Raw genomic sequence first — 25,674 nt, 5'->3', positions numbered from 1 at the left:
CTTTTTTATGTAACCCAGGCTGCAAAAATTAACCCAAATTGCGCCTGACAAGTGATCCGCTTCCCCTTTTTGCTCGCCCGACAAGAATTTTTCACGATCCTCCCTGGCTTCTGCCAGCCCCAAGCTATGATTTAACAGAGATGTGCCGGTTGTTAACTGTTTTTGTTTTTCGAACTGAATAGTTGTTGTACACGGTGATGATCTTTCCCACGGACGGTTATGTCCTCGCGGTGTACCCCAAGGCTCAATGAAAAGCAGCGCACCCGAGGCGATAATCCTGCCGACTCTGGTCGCCTGCGCAAAATCATAGGAAGAAATCATGTCAGAGCTTCCCGATCGCCATGCGATCAATGCCCTTTTTGCCGGGAATTACGCCGATCCCTTCTCCTTGCTGGGGATGCATCAAACTGCTGAAGGCCTCGAAGTACGTGCGCTGTTGCCAGATGCCTCTGATGTTTGGGTGATTGAAACCAGCACCGGACGCAAATGCGCCCAACTCAAATGTCTCGATTCACGCGGCTTTTTCTGCGGCGTGATCCCACGTCGTAAAAACCTGTTTGGTTATCAACTGGCGGTCACCTGGCACGGCCAGCAAAACCTGATTGATGATGCTTATCGTTTTGGCCCGCTGCTGGCGGAAATGGATGCGTGGCTGTTGGGAGAAGGCACGCACATGCGCCCTTATGAAACGCTGGGCGCGCATGGCACCACTATTGATGGCGTGCACGGCACGCGATTTGCGGTGTGGGCACCGAATGCGCGGCGCGTTTCGGTAGTGGGCGAATTCAACTTCTGGGATGGCCGTCGCCATCCGATGCGCTTCCGCCGCGAACTCGGCGTTTGGGAATTGTTTGTGCCGGGCGCGGTAAATGGCCAACTGTATAAATACGAAATCGTCGATGCCTCCGGCCAGATGCGCATTAAAGCCGATCCGTTTGCCTTTGAAGCGCAAATGCGCCCGCAAACCGCCTCAATGATTTGCGGCCTGCCGCCTAAAACCGAAATGCAGCCACAGCGCAAAGCCGCTAATGCGTTTGATAAGCCGATTTCGATTTATGAAGTGCACCTCGGTTCGTGGCGTCGTCACGGTCACAACAATTATTGGCTGACTTACAAGGAGTTAGCCGAGCAGCTGATTCCTTACGTAAAAGAAATGGGTTTCACCCACATTGAACTGATGCCGATTAACGAGCATCCGTTCGACGGCAGTTGGGGCTATCAGCCGCTCGGCATGTACGCGCCGACGCGCCGATTTGGCACGCGCGATGAGTTTCGTCACTTCGTGGCGGCGGCGCATGATGCCGGCATCAACGTGCTGCTTGATTGGGTTCCGGGCCATTTCCCCAGCGACGACTTTGGCCTGGCGAAATTCGATGGTACCGAACTGTATGAACACAGCGACCCGCGCGAAGGTTTTCATCAGGACTGGAACACGCTGATCTATAACTTCGGTCGCCGCGAAGTCAGCAATTATCTCTCTGGCAACGCGTTGTACTGGATGGAACGCTTCGGCATTGATGGCTTACGCGTCGATGCGGTGGCTTCGATGATCTACCGCGACTACAGCCGCGCCGAAGGTGAATGGGTGCCCAACGTGTTTGGCGGGCGCGAAAACCTCGAAGCCATCTCTTTCCTGCGCCACACCAACCGCACGCTGGGCGCCGCTGCGCCAGGCAGCGTCACCGTGGCGGAAGAGTCGACCGATTATCCCGGCGTGACGCGCCCATCGGAAGATGGCGGCCTCGGCTTCTGGTTCAAATGGAATCTCGGCTGGATGCACGACACGCTGGATTACATGAAACTCGATCCGGTACATCGTCGCTATCATCATCAGTTGATGACTTTCGGCATGCTCTACAACTACACCGAAAATTTTGTGCTGCCGCTGTCGCACGATGAAGTGGTACACGGCAAACGCTCGATCCTTGATCGCATGCCCGGCGATGCATGGCAGAAGTTTGCCAACCTGCGCGCCTATTACGGTTGGATGTGGGGCTTTCCCGGCAAGAAGCTGCAATTTATGGGCAACGAATTTGCCCAAGGCCGTGAGTGGAATCACGACAGCAGCCTCGACTGGCATTTGCTGGAAGGTGAAGACAACTGGCACAACGGCGTGCAGCGTTTGGTGCGCGATCTCAACCACAGCTACCAACATTTTGCCCCGTTGCATCAACTCGATTTCGATGCGCAAGGTTTTGAATGGCTGGTGGTTGATGACCACGAGAACTCGGTGTTCGTGTTTGTGCGCCGCGATCGCGAAGGCAATGAAATCATCGTTGCCAGTAACTTTACGCCGGTCACTCGCCACAACTACCGCTTTGGCGTCAATCAACGTGGAGGTTGGCGCGAGGTGATGAACACCGATCAGCACGACTATCACGGCAGCGATACGCGCAATCATGGTGTGGTGCACACCGATGAAATCGCCAGCCACGGACGACCGCAATCGCTGAGTTTGACCTTGCCGCCGCTGGCAACCATCTGGCTGGTGCGGGAGGGCGATTGATGCTGGAACCGGGGCAGCCAACGCCGTTGGGCGCGCATTACGATGGGCGCGGCGTTAACTTCACGCTGTTTTCCCAGCACGCTGAACACGTTGAACTGTGCCTGTTTGACGCGGATGGCGTTGAGCGCCGTTTCCCGTTGCCAGCGCGCAGCGGCGATATCTGGCACGGCTATTATCCGGCGCTGAAACCTGGTCAACGTTATGGCTATCGCGTACATGGCCCGTGGGCACCGCGGCAAGGGCATCGTTTTAATCCGGCCAAATTGCTGGTCGATCCCTGCGCCAAAGCGGTCACCAGCGATGTCGCCGACGATGCGCGTTTTAACGGCGGCGAGCAGGAAATCGATGTGCAGGACAGCGCGGCGGTCGCGCCGAAATCGTTGGTGATCGCCGACGAATTCAATTGGGAGGATGACCAACCACCGCGCACGCCGTGGGGTAACACGGTGATTTATGAAGCGCACGTGCGCGGCTTGACTCAGCAGCATCCGGAAATTCCGGAAACGCTGCGTGGCACTTATGCGGCGTTAGGTCATCCTGTTATGGTGAAGTACTTGCGCCATCTTGGCATTACCGCGCTGGAGTTGCTGCCGATTGCGCAGTTCACCAGCGAGCCGCGCCTGCGGCGCTTGGGCTTGAGCAACTATTGGGGTTACAACCCGTTTGCTTTGTGGGCGGTGGATGCGCGTTATGCATCCGGTGAATCGCCGTTGCAGGAGTTTAAACAGGCGGTGAAAGCGCTGCATGCCGCCGGTATCGAAGTGATCCTCGATGTGGTGTTTAACCACACCGCCGAGCTGGAAGAGATTGGGCCGACGATTTCCCTGCGCGGTGTGGATAACGCCAGTTATTACTGGCTGGATGGCAACGGTGACTACCAAAACTGGACTGGCTGCGGCAACACGCTGAATCTCAGTCATCCACAGGTGCTGGAGTGGGCGTTAGAAGCGCTGCGTTATTGGGTACGCGAATGCCACGTTGATGGTTTCCGTTTTGACCTCGCCAGCGTATTGGGGCGTACACCGGAATTCCGCCAGGATGCGCCGCTGTTTGCCGCCATCAAAGCCTGCCCGCTGCTTTCGCAGGTCAAACTGATTGCGGAACCGTGGGATATCGGCCCCGGCGGTTATCAGGTTGGTAACTTTCCGGTGGATTTTGCCGAGTGGAACGACCATTTTCGCGATGCGGCGCGCCGTTACTGGCTGCACGGCCAGCTTAACAACGGCGATTTTGCCCGCCGTTTTGCCGCATCCAGCGACGTATTCCAGCGTGAGGCGCGCTTGCCGCACGCCAGCATCAATCTCATAACCGCCCACGACGGCTTCACGCTGCGCGACGTGGTGAGCTTTAACAACAAACATAATCAGGCCAACGGCGAAGACAATCGCGATGGCAGCAGCAATAACTTCAGCCATAACCATGGCAAAGAGGGATTGCAGGTTAATTTCGACATCGTTGAGCGGCGGCGGCGTAGCGTGCATGGATTACTCACCACGTTATTGCTGGCGCAGGGTACACCGATGCTGCTGGCCGGCGACGAACGCGGTCACAGCCAGCACGGCAACAATAATGCCTATTGCCAGGACAATCCTCTGACCTGGTTGAGTTGGCAACACGATGATTTAGGACTGGTCGACTTCACTGCCGCATTGATTCATCTGCGTCAGCGCATTCCCGCGCTGACGGCGGATGGCTGGTGGCAGGAAGGCGACGGCAACGTGCAGTGGTTGAATGCCAGCGGCAAACCACTGAGTAACGACGAGTGGGAACAGGGGACGCACAGAATGCAGATCCTGCTCTCCAGCCGCTGGTTAATAACAATAAACGCCACGGACTCGGTGAATGATGTCGCCTTACCAGACGGAGAGTGGCGTGCCATTCCTCCTTTCGCCGGGGAAGATAACCCCATCCTGACAACTGTCTGGCACGGTCCCGCGCACGGTGTGTGTGTGTTCCTAAAGCAATCATAAGGAGTCAGACATGGTTAAATTAGATAGAACAGATCATCTGATGCTGGCGCGCCAGCTCCCTACACAAACGGTTGCCCTGATCCTTGCTGGCGGACGCGGAACGCGTCTGAAAGATCTTACCGCGAAACGCGCCAAACCTGCCGTGCACTTCGGCGGCAAGTTCCGCATCATCGACTTTGCGCTGTCCAACTGCATCAACTCGGGCATCCGGCGCATCGGCGTGATCACCCAATATCAGTCACATACGCTGGTGCAGCACATCCAGCGTGGCTGGTCGCTGTTCAACGAAGAGATGAACGAATTTGTCGATTTGCTACCCGCGCAGCAGCGCGCCGCGACCGAACATTGGTATCGCGGTACTGCCGATGCGGTGTCGCAGAACCTCGACATTATTCGCCGCTACAACGCGCAGTACATCGTGATCCTCGCCGGCGATCACATCTACAAAATGGACTATTCGCGCATGTTGCTCGATCACGCCGATCGTGGCGCGAAATGCACCATTGCCTGCTTGCCAGTGCCACTCGCCGAAGCCACGGCGTTTGGCGTGATGGCGGTGGACGCCGAGAATAACGTGATCGATTTTGTCGAAAAACCGCCGAAACCGCCGTCTATGCCGGGCGACGACAGCAAAGCGCTGGCCAGCATGGGCATCTACGTGTTCAACGCGGATTATCTCTATCAACTGCTGGAAGAGGATTTGCAGATTCCAGAATCGAGCCACGATTTTGGCAAGGATTTGCTGCCGAAAATTGTCGCCAGCGGCGAGGCCTATGCGCACTCCTTCACGCTCTCCTGCGTGCAGGTAGACGAAAGCGCGGAACCTTACTGGCGCGATGTCGGCACGCTGGAAGCATACTGGCGCGCCAATCTGGATCTGGCTTCCGTCACCCCCGAACTGGATATGTACGACCACACCTGGCCGATTCGTACCCACATGGAGCCGCTGCCACCGGCGAAATTTGTGCAGGACCGTTCCGGTAGCCACGGCATGACGATGAACTCGCTGGTTTCTGGCGGCTGCATCATTTCGGGTTCGGTAGTAGTGAATTCGGTGCTGTTCCCGCGCGTGCGCATCAACTCATTTTGCAATATCGACTCGTCGGTGCTGTTACCGGACGTGGTGATCAACCGTTCCTGCCGTTTACGTCGCTGCGTAATTGATCGCGCCTGCGAAATCCCAGAAGGCATGGTGATTGGCGAAAACCCCGATGACGACAGCCGCCGTTTTTACCGTTCAGAAGAGGGCATCGTACTGGTGACGCGCGCCATGCTGGCCAAATTGGCCGGAGCGGGTCAGTAAGTAACGACAAGGCACACAGCAATTCGCCGCGGGGAACGCAGGCGAACACACAATAGGGGTTCAGGATGCAGGTTTTACATGTCTGTTCAGAGCTTTTCCCGCTGTTGAAAACCGGCGGACTGGCTGATGTCGTCGGTGCATTACCACAGGCGCAAATAGCCGATGGTACGGATGCGCGGGTGTTAATACCCGCCTATCCGGATCTGCGTAAAGGGATTCCTGATACTGAAACGCTGGCGGAGTTACAAACTTTTGCTGGACCGGTTCGCTTACTTTTTGGACAATTCAACGGTGTTGGCATTTATTTAATTGATGCGCCGGGATTGTACGAACGTCCCGGTAGCCCGTACCACGACACCTCGCAGTTTGCGTATGTCGATAACTATCTGCGCTTTGCTTTGCTGGGGTGGATGGGCGCGGAGATTGCCAGCGGGCTGGACTTCAATTGGCAGCCGGACATCGTGCATGCGCATGATTGGCATGCCGGATTAACCTGCGCCTACATCGCGGCGCGCGGACGCCCGGCGAAGACGGTGTTTACCGTGCACAACCTGGCGTACCAGGGACTGTTTTCGGCGCGTCATTTAGATGAGATTGAGATCCCGCGTGCTTTCTTCGATATGCACGGATTGGAGTTCTTCGGGCAGATTTCTTATCTCAAGGCGGGCCTGTTCTATGCCGATCATATTACGGCGGTCAGTCCCACTTACGCGCTGGAGATTACCCGCCCAGAGTTCGGCTATGGCATGGAAGCGCTGCTGGAGCAGCGTCTGCGTGAAGGTCGGCTTAGCGGGATATTGAATGGCGTCGATCCGGGGATTTGGGATCCGGCGCATGATTTATTGCTCACCGCGCGCTACGACAGCGAAACGCTGGAGAGCAAGGCGGAAAACAAGCGCCAGCTGCAAATTGCCATGGGATTGAAGGTCGATGACAAAGCGCCGGTGTTCTGCGTTATCAGTCGTCTGACCAAGCAAAAAGGGCTGGATTTGGTGCTGGAAGCGCTGCCGGGTTTGCTGGCGCAAGGCGGCCAACTGGTGCTGCTTGGCCAGGGCGATGCCGAGTTGCAACAAGGTTTTCTTGCCGCGGCGGCGGAACATCCGGGCCGCGTTGGGGTACAAATTGGTTATCACGAAGCCTTCTCGCACCGCATTGTTGGTGGCGCGGATGTGATTATGGTACCAAGCCGTTTTGAGCCGTGCGGACTGACACAACTGTACGGTTTGAAATACGGCACGCTGCCGCTGGTCCGCCGCACCGGCGGATTGGCGGATACGGTGCAAGACAGTTCGCTGGAGAACCTCGCCGACGGTGTGGCCAGCGGTTTTACCTTCGAAGACAGTAATGCCTGGTCGCTGCTGCGAGCGATTCGGCGCGCATTTGTTCTGTGGTCTCGACCTGCACTCTGGCGATACGTTCAGCGGCAGGCAATGGGGATGGATTTTAGTTGGCAGGTGGCAGCACAAGCCTACCGCGATCTTTATCAACGTTTGCTGTAATGAGAGATTGGGATACTTGATATGAATGCACCTTTCACCTACGCCTCACCCACCTTAACGGTTGACGCGTTGAAGCACTCGATTGCCTATAAACTCATGTTTACTATCGGTAAAGATCCTTCCATCGCCAACAAGCATGAGTGGCTCAACGCCGCGCTGCTGGCGGTGCGCGATCGTATGGTGGAACGCTGGCTGCGCTCCAGTCGCGCGCAACTCTCGCAGGATGTGCGCCAGGTTTATTACCTGTCGATGGAGTTCCTGATGGGACGCACGCTCGGCAACGCATTGCTGGCGATGGGCATTTATGACGACCTCAATCAGGCGCTGGATGAGATGGGACTCGATCTCAGCGAGCTGATGGAAGAGGAGAACGATCCTGGCCTCGGCAACGGCGGTTTGGGACGTTTGGCGGCCTGCTTCCTTGATTCACTGGCGACGCTGGGTTTACCGGGACGCGGCTACGGCATTCGCTACGATTACGGCATGTTCAAGCAGAACATCGTCGATGGGCAACAACGTGAATCGCCGGATTATTGGCTGGAATACGGCAATCCGTGGGAATTCCAGCGTTTTAATACCCGCTACAAAGTGCGCTTCGGTGGCCGTTTGCAGCACGAAGGCGCGCGCGTGCGTTGGGTCGAAACCGAAGAGATCGTGGCAATGGCTTACGATCAGATCATCCCCGGATTTGATACCGATGCTACCAACACGCTGCGTCTGTGGGGCGCGCAAGCCAGTAATGAAATCAATCTCGGTAAGTTTAATCAGGGCGATTACTTCGCTGCGGTAGAAGATAAAAACCATTCGGAAAACGTCTCGCGCGTGCTGTACCCGGATGATTCAACCTATTCGGGGCGCGAGTTGCGCTTGCGTCAGGAGTATTTCCTCGTCTCCTCAACGGTGCAGGACATTCTCAACCGCCACTGGCAGATGCACGAAACCTGGGACAATCTGGCGGATAAAATCGCCATCCACCTCAACGACACCCATCCGGTGCTGGCGATTCCCGAGTTGATGCGCATTCTGATCGATGAGCAGAAATTTAGCTGGGACGATGCGTTTGAAGTGACCTGCCAGGTGTTCTCCTACACCAACCACACCTTGATGACTGAAGCGCTGGAAACCTGGCCGGTGGATATGATCGGCAAAATCCTGCCGCGTCATCTCAGTATTATCTTTGAAATCAATGACTACTTCCTGAAAACCATCCAGGACTATTATCCGGATGATTGGGAGTTGATGTCGCGTATCTCGATCATCGATGAAAACGATGGCCGCCGCATTCGCATGGCGTGGCTGGCGGTGGTGGTGAGCCACAAAGTGAATGGCGTGTCTGAGTTGCACTCCAATTTGATGGTGCAATCGCTGTTCGCTGATTTTGCACGTTTGTTCCCTGGCCGCTTCTGCAACAAAACCAATGGCGTTACGCCACGCCGCTGGCTGGCACTGGCGAACCCGGCGCTGTCGGAAGTGCTGGATGAAGCGATTGGCCGCAACTGGCGTACCGATCTCGGCCAGCTTAATGAGCTGACCACGCAAATCGATTATCCGGCGTTTATCGAGCAGATCGCTGATGCCAAGTTTGCCAACAAGAAACGTCTGGCCGATTGGGTGGCGAAGAACATGGATATCGTGCTTGATCCGCATGCGCTATTCGATGTGCAGATCAAACGTATCCACGAATATAAGCGCCAGCTGCTCAATGTGTTGCACGTGATCACGCGTTACAACCGCATCAAAGCCGATCCCACGGCGGACTGGGTGCCGCGCGTCAATATCTTCGCCGGCAAAGCGGCGTCGGCCTATTACGTGGCGAAGCACATCATCCACTTGATCAACGATGTCGCCAATGTGATCAACAACGATCCACAGGTGAAGAACAAGCTGAAGGTGGTGTTCATCCCGAACTATGGCGTGAGCCTGGCGCAGATCATTATCCCGGCGGCGGATCTCTCGGAACAGATTTCTACCGCGGGAACTGAAGCGTCGGGCACCAGTAACATGAAATTCGCGCTGAACGGCGCGTTAACAATCGGCACGCTGGATGGCGCTAACGTCGAGATGCTGGAGCATGTCGGCAAGGAGAACATCTTTATCTTCGGTAACACCACGCCGCAGGTCGAGAAGTTGCGTAAAGAGGGCTACAACCCGCGTAAATATTACGAAGAGGATGCGGAGCTGCATCAGGCGTTGACGCAAATCGCCAGCGGCGTGTTCAGTCCTCAGGAACCGGGACGCTATCGCAATCTGTTTGATGCGCTGGTGAACTTTGGTGATCACTATCAGCTGCTGGCGGATTATCGCAGTTATGTCGATACGCAAGACAAAGTGGATAAGTTGTATCTGCAGCCGGAGAAGTGGCAGCGCAGCGCGGCGTTGAATATCGCCAATATGGGATATTTCTCGGCGGACCGCACCATTCAGGAATACGCGGATGAGATCTGGCATATTTCGCCAGTGAGGTTGTAGCGCAGGATGTTCAGGTGCCCATTCATGGGCACCTGAATACAGGTTATTTGAGGGTAATGCTTTTCACGATGCCGTCTGCATCGCTTTGCGCTTGCTGCTGATTATCGGCTGGCAAGGTGATTTGCAGCGTCAGCAATTTGCCGTCCACTTTTGCCAAAATCACTGAAGACCATGAGGTCTGATTATTGGCCGAAATCACGGTATCCAACTGCTGCGCTTGTTGATCTTTCAACGTTACCGCTTTGTTCGCCACCACTTGCAACTGTGGATCGCGGCTACGCTGCTGCTGCTCCAGACGCTGTGCTAACGCATCCAGCCCTTCGTTGGTTGGATCGCCCGCAATCACAATAATCGCGCGCTGCCCGGTTTCATCGGCATAAACGTGCATGTTGGTCGATTCAGAACCGAGTTTGCCGCTCTTATCAGACATGCCCGCTGGCAATGAGAAGCTCAGCTTGCCGTCCATTAGATTAACCGTCTGAGCAGACTGACTGGCGCTCGCGCCATTGCTGTTCGCCGCTGCATCATCTTTCTTCTGGTCACATGCCGCCAGGCCGATGACTAACAGGCCAATACCCACATATTTCACTACGTTACGCATTCTTATCCCTTTTACATGATTCCAGTCAGGCGTTATCAAAACGGAATCGGCGGTCAAAAGCAACCGCCGGAGTGTCAGGAAATTTTAGCGTGATATGGCGTAGCGTCTATACCCGTCATACTTCAAGCTGCAAGTGCGTTGGCTGCGTGTATTCACCCCAGTCACTTACTTATGTAAGCTCCCGGGGATTCATACACTTGCCGCCTTCTTGCAGCTTGAATTATTTAGGGTATGCGTGCAATTAGCCGAAATTGATCTGCCGCTGTGCAGAACGCTCAGCTAAACGCTTCAGCATGGCATTGAGCAATACGCCGTAAGCGGGCAGGAAGAAAATCATGCAGATCAGCACTTTGAAGCTGTAATCCACCAAGGCGATTTCGACCCAATGCGCCGCCATAAAGGGATCGGTGCTTTTGTAGAAGGCGATGAAAAAGAAGGCCAACGTATCGCTGATATTGCCGAGGAACATCGCTGCTGCCGGGGCAACCCACCACTGCGGTAAAAGGCGCAAACGGTTAAAAACGTGCACATCGAGAATCTGTCCTAACGCATAAGCCATAAAGCTGGCGCAGGCGATACGCGCAACGAACAGGTTCACCTCTTCCAGTGAAGCCCAACCTTGCCACGCACCTTGATAAAACACGCATGAAACAATGTAGGAGATCACCAGCGCCGGAATCATCACGGCAAGAATGATGCGACGAGCCAGCGGCGCGCCAAAGATGCGCACGGTAAGATCGGTAGCAAGGAAGATAAACGGGAAACTAAACGCGCCCCACGTGGTGTGGAAACCGAAGATCGAAACCGGCAGCTGCACCAGATAGTTACTGGAAGTAATCACCAGCAGGTGGAAAAGCGATAGCCAAAACAGCGCGTGCATGCGCTGACGTGAGGAAAAGTTGATCATCTCTAACCTTTTTGAAAAGTGGGGTGAGGGAACCCATTGCTGCTGAATAACACAGCGATAAATAAAAAATCGGTCGGCATCTTAGCGCGTTGCGCAAATTATGCAATGGTTAATTTTAACGCAATCGTTATCGCCTTGCGTTGGCTAATAAGCGCGCTAGAATGTGCGCCCATCACCAATAACTAACAGAGAATTATGAGCGATCCCTTTTCTGCGTTTGACCATCAACTGGATGCGCTGGGCCTGCGTTGCCCAGAGCCGGTGATGATGGTGCGTAAAGCGGTGCGCGGCATGCAAACCGGTGAAACCTTGCTGATCATCGCCGATGATCCGGCGACAACGCGCGATATTCCCGGTTTTTGCCGCTTTATGGAACATCAGTTGCTGGCACAGCAAACTGACATCTTGCCGTACCAGTTCCTGATTCAAAAAGGCGCTTAACGCTGGCGCAGCAGTCGCAGCGCATTCGCCGTGACTAAGGCGGTGGCGCCGGAATCGGCGAGCACCGCTAACCACAATCCGGTGAAGCCGAGCAGCGTGGTGACCAGGAAAATTGCCTTCAATCCCAATGCCAACGCAATGTTCTGACGAATAATGGCGCGCGTGCGCCGTGCCAATCGCAGCGTGCGTGGCAGAATCGTCAGCTGATTTTGCGTCAATGCCACATCGGCGGCTTCCAGTGCCACGTCCGTGCCACTGCCCATCGCAATACCAATCGTCGCCGCTTTCATAGCCGGTGCATCGTTGATGCCATCGCCAATCATCGCTAATGATTGTTGCGCGCCTAAGCTTTTCACCGCTTCGACTTTATCGGCGGGTAACAGGCCAGCGCGATAATCAATCTGCAACTGAGCGGCAATGTTGGCCGCTGTGCGCGGGTTATCACCGGTAAGCATCACGCTGTACACGCCCAGTGCGCGCAGTTCCACCAGCGCACTTGCCGCTTCGGCACGCAGCTGATCCTGCATCGCCAGTGCGCCGAGCACCACGCCATCTTGCAACAGCAGCACCACGGTTTGGCCTTGCGCTTCCCAATTCGCAATCTGCTGTTGTTGGGCTGGGTCGAGGTTTTTGGCTTCGCGCGGCGTCAGCAATTGGTAAGTCACGTCATCGATTTGGGCACGAATACCGCTGCCGATCAGCGTTTGCTGATGCGATGCGGCAGGAATGTCCAGCGTGCGACGTTCGGCCTCGCTGACAATCGCCCGCGCCAGCGGATGGGTAGAACCTTGTTCAACCGCCGCCGCGATACGCAGCAGGCTGTTTTCATCCATCGCGTTGAATGCGTGAATCAGGCTGATTTGCGGCTTGCCAGCTGTCAGCGTGCCGGTTTTATCAAACGCCATCATGTTGACGCGGCTCAAACGCTCCAGCGCTGCGCCACCTTTGATCAGCGCACCTTGACGTGCGGCGGCGGCCAATCCGGAGGTGATCGCCGCAGGTGTAGAAATGACCAGCGCGCATGGGCAACCAATCAGCAGCAGCGTCAATCCTTTGTAGATCCACGGTTGCCATTCGCCCAAACCCAGCAGCGGCGGCAGCACCATCACCAGCAGTGCCAGCAGCATAATCGCTGGGGTATACAGGCGGCTGAAGCGATCGATAAAACGTTCGACCGGCGCGCGGTGGCTTTCGGCTTCTTCAATCAGTTGCAGGATGCGATCAATCGCACTTTGGCCGGGCTGGGAAATCACTTTGAGCTGTACCAGGCGATCGAGGCTGGTGGCGCCCGCCATGATTTGCTCGCCAGGTTCACGTGCCACCGGCAGCGATTCACCGGTCAGCGCGCTTTCATCAAAGCTGGCGGCGGCTTGCAGTAATTCGCCATCTGCCGGAAGACGTCCGCCTGCGGCTACTTCAATCACATCGCCGGGCCGCAGAGCATCAAGAGCCACTTGCTCGCGTGATGTTCCTTTAAGACGCGTGGCGGTATCTGGGCGCAGTGCCATCAGCGCGGTAACGCCTTTGCGCGCGCGTGCCGCCGCGTAAGCTTCTAAACGTTCGCCCAGTTGAAACAGCAGCAGCACCATCGCGGCTTCGGCATGCGCGCCAATCACCAGCGCACCGGCGGCGGCAATCGTCATCAGCATCTCAATGCTGAATGGCGAACCGTTACGCAGCAGCTTCCACGCGCTGCGGGCGATAGGTGCGAGCCCAACCAAGGTGGTGGCGATAAACAGACGATCGCCCCAAACCGGCGCAACCTGACTCAGTAGCCAACTGGCGAGCATCAAAACGGCCAGCAGCAACAAACCGGCATTTTCCTGCCAGCGGCTTACGGGTTGGGTGGGGGATTGCGGATCGTTAGAGGTAAGTGTGAATCCGGCATCTTTTACCACTTGTTCAATGGCGGTGCGGATATCCTGGTCGGCATCGACCACCAGTTTTTCACTGGCAAAAATGACGCGCGCTTGTTGCACCTGCGGTACTCGTTGCACGGCGGTTTCGATTTTTCGTGCGCAGCTTGGACAATCCATGCCGGCTATTTGCCAGCGGAATTGATGGGATGTTAACGCGGGCCTGTCACTTTCGCCGTCGCTTTCGCCGCCGGGTGATTCGTCTGCGCAACAGCCGCAATCACTGTCGGGCGTAACCGGCTGAACGGCTGAAATCTTCAAAGTAGTGGGTTTGATGCTGCTAATTGAGCACAGCGGCTTAGGCTGGCTGTGGGATTTGCCACAGCGGCATGCGTGAGTGTGTTGATGCATACAACCTCCGGAATCAGGGGCGGGCAAATGCCCGCGTCCTTATCCTACACTCTGGAGTCGACTCCAGAGTCAAGTTGTCGTGGTTAATAGAGCCACAACGAACGCACGATCATGAAATGACCGGCGAAGTAGCACGCGGCAACAATGGCGCTATCGGCGCTGAAACGGCGACGATAATGTGAAATAAACCAGACAATGTTGGCTAACAGCAGCAAAGCTGCGCCAACCAGCAGCGAGAAGCTGTAATCGGTTGGGCGGAAGAAATAATTCTCCGTAGCCATCCAGTTCATCACCAAGGTCATGCCAATTAAGGTGCAGATCGGCCAACGCAAATCCTCAAGCTTGCTCCACAGAATCCCGATGACGATCACGCCAATAATCAGGAAGGTCAGAGGAATCGGCCAGAAGAAACTCATGGTCATATGCGCCGCAAAGCTGATGGTGTACAGCAGATGCGACAGGAAGAATGCGCCCAACGCGTAGAGCATTTGCTGACGCGGTAACAACATCAGCGCATCGCCTACCAAGGTCGCGATGAGGCCAGCCAGAATCAGGTAATCGGTGGTGTTAAGCGTTGGGGCTTGCCACGCCCAGGCAACCAACAACAGTAAGGTGACAGGTTTAAACAACCAGCGCTGCCACTGCGGGCCGCGGTAGGAAGCATCGACGTAGAGCCAACCGGAAAAAAGTACCGCAAGGAAAGACCAAAGCATTTTTTCTCCCTTTTCTAGCATGTTCGCCAGATTTGATGAATTTTCCCAAAATCACGTTCTCAGTGTAAGTTACCGGCCGCGAATGTGACAATCAGCCGACTCTGGTTGTATGCTTTGTCGTCTTGACCTGACCCGACATTCACGCAAAGCACGAGACAAATCATGAGCAAACCACCGCTAATCTTTCTCATCGTCCTGGCGATTATTGCCGTTTTGGCGACCCGACAGTTTATTAAGCAGCGCCGCGAATCGGCGGTCAACGATGCTTCTCCGATCCGTTCTTTAACCGTCGAAGTGAAAACCAAACGCGAATTCCCGTCGCCGAATCGTCGTTCACGTCAGCGTGAAGAGATTGTGGCAGAAGATATGAAGTATGAAGCCTGGTTCCATCCGTTGAATGGCGCTTCAGATATTAAAGCGACGATTAACGCCAGCGATTACGACAAGATCGATAAAGGTACGAAAGGGGAATTGAAGATGCAGGGCACGCGCTTTGTTAGTTTCACTCCCACACAATAACCGTAGCGGCGCGATTTATCGCGCATCTTTCAGCCAGAAAGAATTCAAAAGACGCGCGATAAATCGCGCCGCTACAGATAAAGCTTACGCTTTTGGGTAATGCTTTTTCTGCCACGCCAGCAGTTCGAACACGCCAAAGAAGAAAATCTTCGCCTGGGTTACGCCGCTTAATTTTGGCGCTTCTTTCGGCTGGGTGGCGCGCAGCAACACCAACTGCAATCCGTGCATGATCACCATGAAGAACAGTGCAACGTGCACAAAATAGCGCAGCGGCGTGGGGAACGGATGGACCAGATTGAGCAACAAAAATGCCCACACGCAAATCATCAGCAAACGTCCTAAGTTAAGCCACATCGTCTCTCTCCTGTTGACGTTGATATAAGCGATACGCTACTTGCCCAGCAATTTTCTCGCGATAGAGATCCCAGTTGGCAGGCGCGCCTGGCGTACCGTTCTCGACTTCGCTCTCGACATAAATCAGCGCGTTATCGGCCAACCAGCCATTTTGCTCCAGCAGCGCCAGCGTTTCCTGTAACAACCCTTTGCGGAACGGCGGATCAACAAACACCACATCAAAGGGTTCGCCCGTCTGACTGAGCCATTGCAGCGTGTTGGTTTGCACCACCTTGGCTTGCGTCGCGCGCAGCGTTTGCACGTTTTGCGACAGTTGCTGCGCCACGGCACGCTCCATCTCCAGCAGCGTGACGGACGCGGCATAACGCGACAACGCTTCCAGTCCTAACGCGCCGCTACCGGCGAAACAATCGAGGCAGCGCGCTTCCTGAATATCCGGTGCCAGCCAGTTAAACAGGGTTTCACGTACGCGATCGGTGGTAGGACGCAGGCCAGCACTATCCGGCACCGGTAATTTGCGTCCGCGCCATTGGCCACCAATGATGCGGATCTGGCCTGCGGCGCCGCTGTTGCGGGGGGATTTACTCATTTCACTCACAACTCGTCATAATTTGTTGCGTAGTTTAACGGGCGTTGCAGGCAGAAGAAACGTTAAAAAAGGGTGCTGTGGTGCGCTGGCTGGAAAGTGTTAGACTACTGAGTTGGTATAGCGCGCGTAATTACCTGATTTTTACGCCGCTCACCCGCTAAAAAATGAATATTTTATCCCCTGGGAACAGCGTGCTACCGGGAATAAGCCATCGAGGAGTAGGGTCACACAATGGCAAAAGAGAAAAAACGCGGCTTTTTTTCCTGGTTAGGCTTTGGCAAAGAAGAAGAGACGCAACAGCCTGCTGAAGAACAGCAGCAAACTGCCGAGGTGGTTGCAGAGCCGGCCGTTGAAGAGAGCGCGTTAGATCGCGCCGAAGCGCAGGCGATTGAAACCGTTGCGGTAACTGAGCAGGTTGCAGAACATCAGCAGCCGGAATCGGAAGTGATTGAAGAACCGGTTGCCAGCGTAGAAGAGGTGCTGCCGGAAGAGGTTGAACAGCCGGTTGTCGCACCTATTGAAGAAGAGCCGCAGCGCGAAGACATCGTGATTGCCGCGGCTGAACCAGAGATTGTTGCGGAAGCTGAGCTTGAGCTGGAAGAAGAAGCGCCATTAAGCGACGAAGAACTGGAAGCGCTGGCGTTAGCAGAAACCTATGCGGAAGATGCGGAGCTGGAGCAAAAGCCTTCGGATACCGTCAGCGATCTACCGCTGGCTGCTGCGCCGATTATCGCGCAGGAGCAAGAGCGTCCTACCAAAGAGGGCTTCTTCGCCCGTCTAAAACGCAGCCTGGTTAAAACGCGTGAAAATCTCGGTTCGGGCTTTATCAGCCTGTTCCGCGGCAAGAAAATTGATGACGAGCTGTTTGAAGAGCTGGAAGAACAACTGCTGATTGCCGACGTTGGCGTAGAAACCACGCGCCGCATCATCACCAATCTGACGCAGCAAGCCAATCGCAAACAGTTACGTGATGCCGAAGCGCTCTACGGCCTGCTGAAAGCCGAAATGGCCGGTATTTTGGATAAAGTGGATGCGCCACTCGACGTCGGCGGCAAAACGCCGTTCGTGATTCTGATGGTCGGCGTCAACGGCGTGGGTAAAACCACCACCATCGGTAAGCTGGCGCGCCAATATCAAGCCGAAGGCAAATCGGTGATGCTGGCCGCAGGCGATACCTTCCGTGCCGCTGCGGTTGAGCAGCTTCAGGTTTGGGGCCAGCGCAATAATATTCCAGTGGTGGCGCAACATACCGGCGCGGATTCGGCTTCGGTGATTTTTGACGCCATTCAGGCCGCCAAATCACGTCATGTCGATGTGTTGATTGCTGATACCGCCGGTCGCTTGCAGAACAAAGCGCACTTGATGGAAGAGCTGAAGAAAATTACCCGTGTGATGAAGAAGCTGGATGAAGACGCGCCGCATGAAGTGATGTTGACGCTCGACGCCAGCACCGGGCAAAACGCCGTCAGCCAGGCCAAACTGTTCCATGAAGCGGTGGGCTTAACCGGCATCACCCTGACCAAATTAGACGGTACTGCCAAAGGCGGTGTGATCTTCTCGGTTGCTGACCAGTTCGGCATTCCGATTCGTTATATCGGTGTTGGGGAAGGCATCGAGGATTTACGGCCATTTAAGGCCGCAGACTTTATTGAGGCACTGTTTGCCCGAGAGGAATGATTGGGATGATTCGCTTTGAAGAGGTCAGTAAAGCTTACCTGGGAGGACGTCAGGCGCTGCAGGGAGTGGATTTCCATCTGCGTCCCGGCGAAATGGCGTTCCTGACCGGCCATTCCGGTGCGGGGAAAAGTACCTTACTGAAGCTGATTTGTGGCATTGAGCGCCCGAGTGCCGGGCAGATCTGGTTTAGCGGCCACGATATTTCGCGTCTGCGTCACAGCGAAGTGCCTTTCCTGCGACGTCAGATCGGCATGATTTTCCAGGATCACCACTTGCTGATGGATCGTTCGGTCTACGACAACGTGGCGATCCCGCTGATTATTTCCGGTGCCAGCGGCGAAGATATTCGCCGTCGCGTATCGGCAGCGCTGGATAAAGTGGGTTTGCTCGACAAAGCGAAAAGCTATCCGATTCAGCTCTCCGGCGGTGAACAGCAGCGCGTGGGCATTGCTCGCGCGGTGGTGAACAAACCGGCGGTGCTGCTGGCGGATGAACCAACCGGTAACCTCGATAACGCGCTGTCGGAAGATATTCTGCGCCTGTTTGAAGAGTTCAACCGCGTTGGCGTCACGGTGTTGATGGCAACGCACGATGTCGGGCTGATTGCACGCCGAAATTACCGCGTGATGACGCTCAATCAGGGACGTCTGCACGGAGGCCACGATGGTCAATAAACGCAACAAGCGCGCACCTGCGCCGAAAGCGAAACAGCCTTCCAAAACCAAAGCGCTGAAAGGCGGTTGGCAGGAACAGTGGCGCTATGCGCTGCGCGGCACGCTGTCGGATATGTGGCGTCAGCCGTTGGCGACGCTGCTGACGGTGATGGTGATTGCCATCTCCCTGACACTCCCGAGCGTGTGCTACATGGTGTGGAAAAACGTCAGCCAGGCGGCAACGCAGTGGTATCCCGCGCCGCAGCTCACGGTTTATCTCGATAAATCGCTGGATGATACGGCGGCGGAAAACGTCACTGCGCAGCTTAAGCAGCTCGACGGTGTGGATAACGTCAACTATCTGACGCGTGAAGAAGCGCTGAATGAGTTCCGCAACTGGTCCGGTTTTGGCGGTTCGATGGATATGCTGGAACAGAATCCGCTGCCGGCCGTTGCCATCATCACGCCAAAACTCAATTTCCAGAATTCAGACACCATGGCTAATCTGCGCGATCGCGTGGCGAAAGTGCAGGGCGTCGATGAAGTGCGTATGGATGACAGCTGGTTTGCGCGCTTAGCGGCGTTGACCGGATTAGTCGGACAAATTGCCTCAATGATTGGCTTGCTGATGGTGGTGGCGGTGTTCCTGGTGATCGGCAACAGTGTGCGCCTCAGCATCTTCGCGCGTCGTGACACCATTAATGTGCAGAAACTGATTGGTGCGACGGATGGCTTTATCCTGCGTCCGTTCCTGTATGGCGGCGCGTTATTAGGTTTTGGCGGCGCAGTATTGTCACTGATTCTTTCTGAAGTGTTGGTGTTGCGCCTGCAATCGGTGGTAGCGCAAGTGGCAAACGTATTTGGCACCACCTTTGTTCTGGAAGGTTTTTCCTGGGATGAAGGGCTGCTGTTATTGCTGATTGCCGCCATTATTGGCTGGATTGCCGCCTGGCTGGCAACGGTGCAACATTTACGTCGATTTACGCCGCAGTAACCAAAAGCAACGTTTTTTGATATACTCTTCCTCTGCTGCCGACGATCTGGGAGCAGAGGAATTCTCCTATTTCCCCCGCCGTCATCTGTGTGTAAAATATTCACTGCTATAATTGAACTTGTGGATAACTTTGTCGTCCAAGTAGCACAGATTGCTTCTGGTTTTCTCGTGACGTTGACATAATGTAACGTCTGCGCAAAATACCGTGCAGCAAGTCCATTGAATTTGTGAGGGTTTGAATGACCAAAGAAATGCAAACTTTAGCGATTGCTCCTCTGGGTAACCTGGAATCTTACGTTCGGGCTGCCAACAACTGGCCGGTTCTGACGGCAGAAGAGGAAAAAGCATTGGCTGAGCGGCTGCATTACCAGGGCGATCTGGATGCAGCTAAAACGCTGATCCTGTCTCACCTGCGCTTTGTTGTTCATATTGCTCGTAACTATTCCGGTTACGGCTTGCCACAGGCGGACTTGATTCAGGAAGGTAACATCGGCCTGATGAAGGCGGTGCGTCGCTTCAATCCTGAAGTCGGTGTGCGTCTGGTGTCGTTTGCTGTGCACTGGATTAAAGCAGAGATTCACGAATACGTGCTGCGTAACTGGCGTATCGTGAAAGTCGCGACCACCAAAGCGCAACGTAAGCTGTTCTTTAACCTGCGTAAAAGCAAACAGCGTCTCGGTTGGTTTAACCAGGACGAAGTGGAAATGGTCGCACGCGAGCTGGGCGTGAGCAGCAAAGACGTACTTGAAATGGAATCGCGCATGGCCGCGCAGGATATGACTTTCGACATGTCTTCAGATGATGAAGCAGGCGAAGGTAAAGCGATGGCGCCGGTGCTGTATCTGCAGGATAAAACCTCTGACTTTGCCGATGGCATTGAAGAGGACAACTGGGATGCCCATGCCGCTGACAAGCTGAGTGATGCGATGCTGAGCCTCGACGAACGTAGTCAGGACATTATCCGCGCACGTTGGTTGGATGATGACAGCAAAACCACCTTGCAGGAACTGGCCGATAAATACGGTGTTTCTGCTGAGCGAGTGCGTCAGCTGGAAAAGAACGCCATGAAGAAACTGCGCGTGGCGATTGAAGCCTGATAATCATCAGGCAGTGAAATGGGGCGACTTTTAAGTCGCCCTTTTTATTGTCTGAAAATTGACTAACGCACCCAACCATCCACCTGCGCACGAAACCCGCACGCCTGCATAAACGCTGCTCGCACGCCCTGATCGGCATCGCCATCATCAGCAATCCACCAACCGGTTAACGCGCCATTCTGCGCCAACGTCTCTTCCAGCAAATATTGCCCAACGCCGCGGCGACGCGTCACTTCCCGCACGTTGAGATGGGTAATCTTTCCCTGCGTTCCGCTAATGGTTAACTGCAATGCCGCCAGCAAACGATCGTTAAAGCGCGCGGCGTACAGACGCTGCGTTTCGCTTAATTGCGCTTCAAGTGGCGAAATGTCGATTTGCGGCCAGACTTTAGCTAAATCGATTCGATCCTGAGCGGTCAACGATGCTAAGCGCTGGATTGTCAGCTTCATACCTAATACCTGTACTAGTGCAAAGGCGATATTGTAGCGAATTTAAACAGTCAGCGTGCTGTCACTTTTTTGCAATGAAAATAGGTCAAATGCCGTTCAATTTGCCAGAATTGTGGCGTAAGCCATCACTATACGTTGAAAAAGCCAGCATAACGCGCTGGCATTCTGCTGGAAAAATGGCCATAACAACCAGATGATTCTGCTGATCCACTCAGTCAATTCTGAATATGTCAGTTGATTTACAGAAGAAAGTTCCTGTTTAATAACCTGAAAAATAAAGCCTTATTACCAATAAATGCCAGAAAAGCGGGCTAACTCATTATTGCAAAATGAGTTTTTCTCTTTGACTGGCAGAAAATAATGCAATCACAACAGACACGACACAACAGATGGGGAAGTTCGCATGAAAATGAGTAAAGGACGCGCATTACTGGCGGGCTGCATCGCGTTGGCTATGAGCCACGCGGCGTTGGCGAAAGACATCAAAATTGCCATCGTTGGCGCTTCAACCGGCCCGGTCGCGCAATACGGTGACATGCAATTTACCGGTGCAGCGCAAGCAATCAAGGACATCAACGCCAAAGGCGGCGTTAACGGTGACAAACTGGTTGGCGTGGAATATGACGATGCCTGCGACCCGAAACAAGCGGTTGCGGTTGCCAACAAAGTGGTTAACGACGGCATCAAATACGTTATCGGCCATCTGTGCTCCTCCTCTACTCAGCCTGCTTCAGACATCTATAACGACGAAGGCGTGCTGATGATCACCCCAGCGGCGACCGCGCCAGAACTGACTGCACGTGGTTATGCGGATGTGCTGCGTACTACCGGTCTGGATTCCGATCAGGGCCCAACTGCCGCAACTTACATCCTCGATCACATCAAACCAAAACGTATCGCTGTGGTACATGACAAGCAGCAATACGGTCAGGGCCTGGCGGAATCCGTGCAGAAAACCCTGAAAGCTAAAGGCGGCAACGTGGTGATGTTCGAAGGTATCACTGCTGGCGATAAAGACTTCTCCACGCTGATTGCACGCCTGAAAAAAGAGAACGTCGATTTCGTTTACTACGGCGGTTATTACCCAGAGCTGGGCCAGATTCTGCGCCAGGCGAAATCCGCTGGCCTGACCGCTGGCTTCATGGGCCCGGAAGGCGTGGGTAACGCTTCACTGTCTAACATCGCGGGCGATGCGTCCGAAGGTCTGTTCGTGACACTGCCGAAGCGCTATGACCAACTGCCAGAGAACAAAGCGATTGTTGATGCCATCAAAGCCAACACCGCGTCGAACCGCAAAGATCCAACCGGTCCATTCGTCTGGACGACTTACGCCGCGATTCAATCGCTGGTGGCTGGTATCGAACGCAGCAAGAGCGATGAGCCAGATGCGATTGCTAAGAACCTGAAAGAAGGCGCCGCGGTTCCTACCGTGATGGGCAATCTGAACTGGGATCAGAAGGGCGATCTGAAGGGCTTCGAATTTGGTGTCTTCAAATGGCACAAAGACGGTTCTTCTACCGCAGTTAAGTAATTCACCTAATATTCCCCCCTCCAGCGAGGAAGGTGGAACAAACATTCCCCCTCCTGCTTGCGGGAGGGGGCAGGGGGAGGGACAGCGCGCATGGACTATCGAGTCGTTTTTCCCTCTCCCTAGCCCTCTCCCACAAGTGGGAGAGGGAATTTTCAGCCCCAGAGCAGGCCCTCACTATGTCCGAGCAGTTTCTCTATTTCATTCAGCAGATGTTCAACGGGGTTACCCTCGGGAGCACCTACGCGCTGATCGCCATCGGTTACACCATGGTTTACGGCATTATCGGCATGATCAACTTCGCCCACGGTGAGGTCTACATGATCGGCAGTTATGTCTCCTTTATCGTGATTGCCGCCCTGATGATGATGGGCATCGACACTTCGTGGCTGATGATTGCCGCCGGTTTCGTGATGGCGGTGATCATCTCTAGCGCTTACGGCTGGAGCATCGAACGCGTGGCGTACAAACCCGTGCGATCGTCGAAGCGTTTGATCGCACTGATCTCCGCCATCGGTATGTCGATCTTCCTGCAAAACTACGTCAGCCTGACGCAAGGCTCGCGCGATCTCGCGTTGCCGAGTCTGATCACCGGCCAATGGACGCTGGGCGAGAGCAACGGCTTTGCCGCCACGCTTTCCACCATGCAATTGGTGATTTGGGTGGTGACCTTCCTGTCAATGCTGGCGCTGACCTTATTCATTCGCTATTCACGCATGGGCCGCGCCTGCCGCGCCTGCGCAGAAGACTTGAAAATGGCCAGTTTGTTGGGCATCAACACGGACCGCGTGATCTCGCTGACCTTTGTGATTGGTGCGGCGATGGCGGCAGTGGCGGGCGTGTTGCTCGGTCAATTCTACGGTTCCATCAACCCGTTTATCGGCTTTATGGCTGGGATGAAAGCCTTCACCGCCGCGGTGTTGGGCGGCATCGGCAGCATTCCGGGCGCGATGATTGGCGGCCTGGTTCTCGGCATTGCCGAAGCGCTGACCTCGGCCTATCTCTCCACCGAATATAAAGATGTGGTCTCATTCGCACTGCTGATTGTGGTGCTGCTGGTGATGCCAACCGGGATTCTTGGCCGTCCGGAGGTGGAGAAAGTATGAAACGCCTCGGTTTGGTCAACGCCGTGATCTCCACGGTGATGTTACTGATTCTCGCCACCTTCTTTATGGGCGTACGCCTTGATTTGAACGGCACCAAATTGGTGGTCGCCAACGCGGGCGCGGTGCGTTGGAACTGGATTTGGATTGGCTGCGCAGTGGTGTTTGTGTTTCAACTGCTGCGTCCGTTGCTGCACGGCAAATTCAAACGCAGCGGCAAAGCGTTGGTGTTGCCGGGCTTTGATGGCTCGACGCCGAAACAAAAACTGTTGATGGCGCTGGTGATTGCAGCAGCGGTAATTTGGCCGTTTCTGGTGTCGCGCGGCAGCGTCGATATCGCCACGCTGACGCTGATCTACGTGATGCTCGGCCTTGGCCTGAATGTGGTGGTGGGTTTATCCGGTTTGCTGGTGTTGGGTTACGGCGGCTTCTACGCCATCGGTGCGTACACCTTTGCCTTGCTCAATCACTATTACGGTTTTGGCTTCTGGGAAAGTTTGCCGCTGGCCGGTTTAGTGGCAGGCGCATTTGGTTTGATGCTCGGCTTCCCGGTGCTGCGCTTGCGCGGTGATTATCTGGCGATTGTCACGTTGGGCTTCGGCGAAATCGTGCGCATTCTGCTGCTCAACAACACCGCGATTACCGGCGGCCCGAACGGCATCGCGCAGATTCCTAAACCGAGCCTGTTTGGCCTGGAGTTTGGCCGTCGTGTGAGTGAAGGCGGTTGGAGCACGTTCCATGATTTCTTTGGCCTAAAATACGATCCCAGCGACCGCGTGATTTTCCTCTATCTGGTGGCGCTGTTGCTGGTGGTATTGACGCTGTTCGTTATCAACCGTTTGCTGCGCATGCCGCTCGGGCGCGCGTGGGAAGCGTTGCGCGAAGATGAAATCGCTTGCCGTTCACTCGGCCTCAGCCCAACGCGCATCAAGTTGACTGCTTTCACCATCAGTGCGGTGTTCGCTGGTTTTGCTGGCACGTTGTTCGCGGCACGTCAGGGCTTTGTTAGCCCGGAATCCTTTACCTTCGTCGAATCGGCGTTTGTGCTGGCGATTGTGGTGCTGGGCGGCATGGGTTCACAGCTGGCGGTGATCCTCGCGGCGATTCTGCTGGTGGTGTCGCGCGAGCTGATGCGTGATCTGAACGAGTACAGCATGTTGGTGCTCGGCGGTTTGATGGTGCTGATGATGATCTGGCGTCCGCAAGGATTGCTACCGATGAAGCGTCCGCATCTGAAGATGAAAAGCAGTAAACAAGGAGAGCAGGCATGAGTCAGCCTTTATTAGCCGTTGAAGGCCTGATGATGCGCTTCGGCGGCCTGTTAGCCGTTAACAATGTGGCGCTTGAGCTGCATCCGCAGGAAATCGTTTCGTTGATCGGCCCGAACGGTGCCGGTAAAACCACCGTATTCAACTGCTTGACCGGTTTTTATAAGCCGACCGGCGGCACCATCAAGCTGCGCGATCAGCAGTTACAAGGGATGCCGGGCCAGAAGATTGCGCGCATGGGCATTGTGCGCACCTTCCAGCACGTGCGCCTGTTCCGTGAAATGACGGTGATTGAAAACCTGTTAGTCGCGCAGCATCAGCATCTGAAAAGTGGCGTGTTCTCCGGCTTATTCAAAACTCCGGCGTTCCGTCGCGGCGAGAGCGAAGCGTTGGATCGCGCCGCCACCTGGCTGGATCGTATCGGCTTACTGGATCTGGCTAACCGCCAGGCGGGCAATCTGGCATACGGTCAGCAGCGTCGGCTGGAAATTGCGCGCTGCATGGTGACGCGCCCGGAAATCCTAATGCTTGATGAACCGGCGGCCGGTCTCAACCCGCGTGAAACTCACGAACTGGATGAGCTGATCGCTGAACTGCGCGGTGAGCACAAGGTGTCAGTGCTGTTGATTGAACACGATATGAAGCTGGTGATGGGTATTTCTGACCGCATTTATGTGGTGAATCAGGGAACGCCGCTGGCCAACGGCACGCCGGAAGAAGTGCGTAACAACCCGGATGTGATCCGTGCTTATTTAGGTGAGGCGTAA

Annotated in this window: 22 protein-coding genes; 15 read left to right on the top strand and 7 right to left on the bottom strand. The window is 54.9% G+C overall.

Annotation, left to right across the window (positions count from 1 at the left end; all coding sequences use genetic code 11):
* Positions 1-319: 319 nt before the first annotated feature.
* The 5 genes from glgB to glgP all read left to right on the top strand — a co-directional run bounded on the left by glgB (position 320) and on the right by glgP (position 9,747).
* Positions 320-2,506 (top strand): 1,4-alpha-glucan branching enzyme, encoded by a 2,187-nt coding sequence (gene glgB, locus ABDW13_RS10850; RefSeq protein WP_343552572.1) that lies wholly within the window; start codon positions 320-322, stop codon positions 2,504-2,506.
* Positions 2,506-4,476 carry a glycogen debranching protein GlgX gene (gene glgX, locus ABDW13_RS10845; RefSeq protein ID WP_343552571.1) on the top strand — a complete coding sequence of 657 codons (1,971 nt, stop codon included), beginning with the start codon at positions 2,506-2,508 and terminating at the stop codon, positions 4,474-4,476. The genes glgB and glgX overlap by 1 nt, the downstream gene beginning before the upstream one ends.
* Positions 4,477-4,486: 10 nt before the next feature.
* On the top strand, positions 4,487-5,779 hold the full coding sequence (gene glgC / locus ABDW13_RS10840) for a glucose-1-phosphate adenylyltransferase (protein WP_343552570.1): 1,293 nt from the start codon (positions 4,487-4,489) through the stop codon (positions 5,777-5,779).
* A 65-nt stretch (positions 5,780-5,844) separates the two neighbouring features.
* Entirely contained in the window at positions 5,845-7,278 is a 1,434-nt protein-coding gene (gene glgA, locus ABDW13_RS10835; protein ID WP_343552569.1) for a glycogen synthase GlgA, read from the top strand.
* 21 nt (positions 7,279-7,299) lie between these two features.
* Positions 7,300-9,747: a glycogen phosphorylase gene (glgP, locus tag ABDW13_RS10830; RefSeq protein WP_343552568.1), complete on the top strand. Its 2,448-nt coding sequence runs from the start codon at positions 7,300-7,302 to the stop codon at positions 9,745-9,747.
* Positions 9,748-9,790: 43 nt separating this feature from the next.
* Here the strand turns inward: glgP and ABDW13_RS10825 are convergent, their stop codons facing one another.
* Together ABDW13_RS10825 and ABDW13_RS10820 are read right to left on the bottom strand one after the other, a co-directional pair.
* On the bottom strand, positions 9,791-10,348 hold the full coding sequence (locus ABDW13_RS10825; protein ID WP_343552567.1) for a DcrB family lipoprotein: 558 nt from the start codon (positions 10,346-10,348) through the stop codon (positions 9,791-9,793).
* A 241-nt stretch (positions 10,349-10,589) separates the two neighbouring features.
* Positions 10,590-11,255: a 7-cyano-7-deazaguanine/7-aminomethyl-7-deazaguanine transporter gene (locus ABDW13_RS10820; protein ID WP_343552566.1), complete on the bottom strand. Its 666-nt coding sequence runs from the start codon at positions 11,253-11,255 to the stop codon at positions 10,590-10,592.
* 195 nt (positions 11,256-11,450) lie between these two features.
* Here ABDW13_RS10820 and tusA point away from each other — a divergent pair, with 195 nt between their 5' ends.
* The gene (gene tusA / locus ABDW13_RS10815) at positions 11,451-11,696 is read left to right on the top strand and encodes a sulfurtransferase TusA (RefSeq protein WP_343552565.1); all 246 of its coding nucleotides are present in this window, start codon (positions 11,451-11,453) and stop codon (positions 11,694-11,696) included.
* On the opposite strand, the gene ABDW13_RS10810 is transcribed toward tusA, so the two are convergent.
* Positions 11,693-13,963: a zinc/cadmium/mercury/lead-transporting ATPase gene (locus tag ABDW13_RS10810; protein ID WP_343552564.1), complete on the bottom strand. Its 2,271-nt coding sequence runs from the start codon at positions 13,961-13,963 to the stop codon at positions 11,693-11,695. The two genes, tusA and ABDW13_RS10810, sit on opposite strands and share 4 nt — an antisense overlap.
* 83 nt (positions 13,964-14,046) lie before the next feature.
* Positions 14,047-14,676, bottom strand: coding sequence for a lysoplasmalogenase (locus tag ABDW13_RS10805; RefSeq protein ID WP_343552563.1), 630 nt, complete (start codon positions 14,674-14,676; stop codon positions 14,047-14,049).
* Between the two features lie 162 nt (positions 14,677-14,838).
* Here ABDW13_RS10805 and ABDW13_RS10800 point away from each other — a divergent pair, with 162 nt between their 5' ends.
* Positions 14,839-15,195 carry a DUF2500 domain-containing protein gene (locus ABDW13_RS10800; protein ID WP_343552562.1) on the top strand — a complete coding sequence of 119 codons (357 nt, stop codon included), beginning with the start codon at positions 14,839-14,841 and terminating at the stop codon, positions 15,193-15,195.
* A gap of 84 nt (positions 15,196-15,279) precedes the next feature.
* On the opposite strand, the gene ABDW13_RS10795 is transcribed toward ABDW13_RS10800, so the two are convergent.
* Together ABDW13_RS10795 and rsmD are read right to left on the bottom strand one after the other, a co-directional pair.
* A complete protein-coding gene (locus ABDW13_RS10795) occupies positions 15,280-15,549 on the bottom strand; it encodes a DUF1145 family protein (RefSeq protein WP_343552561.1) in 270 nt (89 codons plus the stop codon).
* Positions 15,539-16,138 carry a 16S rRNA (guanine(966)-N(2))-methyltransferase gene (rsmD, locus tag ABDW13_RS10790; protein WP_343552560.1) on the bottom strand — a complete coding sequence of 200 codons (600 nt, stop codon included), beginning with the start codon at positions 16,136-16,138 and terminating at the stop codon, positions 15,539-15,541. The genes ABDW13_RS10795 and rsmD overlap by 11 nt, the downstream gene beginning before the upstream one ends.
* A 231-nt stretch (positions 16,139-16,369) precedes the next feature.
* Here rsmD and ftsY point away from each other — a divergent pair, with 231 nt between their 5' ends.
* From ftsY to rpoH, 4 genes are all read left to right on the top strand, one after another.
* On the top strand, positions 16,370-17,815 hold the full coding sequence (ftsY, locus tag ABDW13_RS10785) for a signal recognition particle-docking protein FtsY (RefSeq protein WP_343552559.1): 1,446 nt from the start codon (positions 16,370-16,372) through the stop codon (positions 17,813-17,815).
* Between the two features lie 5 nt (positions 17,816-17,820).
* Positions 17,821-18,489 carry a cell division ATP-binding protein FtsE gene (gene ftsE / locus ABDW13_RS10780; protein WP_008109888.1) on the top strand — a complete coding sequence of 223 codons (669 nt, stop codon included), beginning with the start codon at positions 17,821-17,823 and terminating at the stop codon, positions 18,487-18,489.
* A complete protein-coding gene (gene ftsX, locus ABDW13_RS10775; protein WP_343552558.1) occupies positions 18,479-19,462 on the top strand; it encodes a permease-like cell division protein FtsX in 984 nt (327 codons plus the stop codon). The genes ftsE and ftsX overlap by 11 nt, the downstream gene beginning before the upstream one ends.
* Positions 19,463-19,701: 239 nt before the next feature.
* Positions 19,702-20,559, top strand: a complete 858-nt coding sequence (gene rpoH / locus ABDW13_RS10770) for an RNA polymerase sigma factor RpoH (protein ID WP_343552557.1) — start codon at positions 19,702-19,704, stop codon at positions 20,557-20,559.
* Positions 20,560-20,621: 62 nt separating this feature from the next.
* On the opposite strand, the gene panM is transcribed toward rpoH, so the two are convergent.
* Positions 20,622-21,008 carry an aspartate 1-decarboxylase autocleavage activator PanM gene (panM, locus tag ABDW13_RS10765; protein WP_343552556.1) on the bottom strand — a complete coding sequence of 129 codons (387 nt, stop codon included), beginning with the start codon at positions 21,006-21,008 and terminating at the stop codon, positions 20,622-20,624.
* A 403-nt stretch (positions 21,009-21,411) separates the two neighbouring features.
* Here panM and ABDW13_RS10760 point away from each other — a divergent pair, with 403 nt between their 5' ends.
* The 4 genes from ABDW13_RS10760 to livG all read left to right on the top strand — a co-directional run bounded on the left by ABDW13_RS10760 (position 21,412) and on the right by livG (position 25,674).
* A complete protein-coding gene (locus tag ABDW13_RS10760; protein ID WP_343552555.1) occupies positions 21,412-22,539 on the top strand; it encodes a branched-chain amino acid ABC transporter substrate-binding protein in 1,128 nt (375 codons plus the stop codon).
* 176 nt (positions 22,540-22,715) lie between these two features.
* Positions 22,716-23,642 carry a high-affinity branched-chain amino acid ABC transporter permease LivH gene (gene livH, locus ABDW13_RS10755; protein ID WP_343552554.1) on the top strand — a complete coding sequence of 309 codons (927 nt, stop codon included), beginning with the start codon at positions 22,716-22,718 and terminating at the stop codon, positions 23,640-23,642.
* Positions 23,639-24,910 carry a high-affinity branched-chain amino acid ABC transporter permease LivM gene (locus tag ABDW13_RS10750; protein WP_343552553.1) on the top strand — a complete coding sequence of 424 codons (1,272 nt, stop codon included), beginning with the start codon at positions 23,639-23,641 and terminating at the stop codon, positions 24,908-24,910. Before livH ends, ABDW13_RS10750 begins: the two co-directional genes overlap by 4 nt.
* Complete coding sequence (livG, locus tag ABDW13_RS10745) at positions 24,907-25,674, top strand: high-affinity branched-chain amino acid ABC transporter ATP-binding protein LivG (protein WP_343552552.1); 768 nt, start codon at positions 24,907-24,909, stop codon at positions 25,672-25,674. Before ABDW13_RS10750 ends, livG begins: the two co-directional genes overlap by 4 nt.

The sequence above is a fragment of the Pantoea sp. genome, assembly GCF_039594315.1.
In the GTDB taxonomy this organism is placed as follows: domain Bacteria; phylum Pseudomonadota; class Gammaproteobacteria; order Enterobacterales; family Enterobacteriaceae; genus Pantoea.
This window is presented reverse-complemented; position numbering and strand designations above follow the sequence as displayed.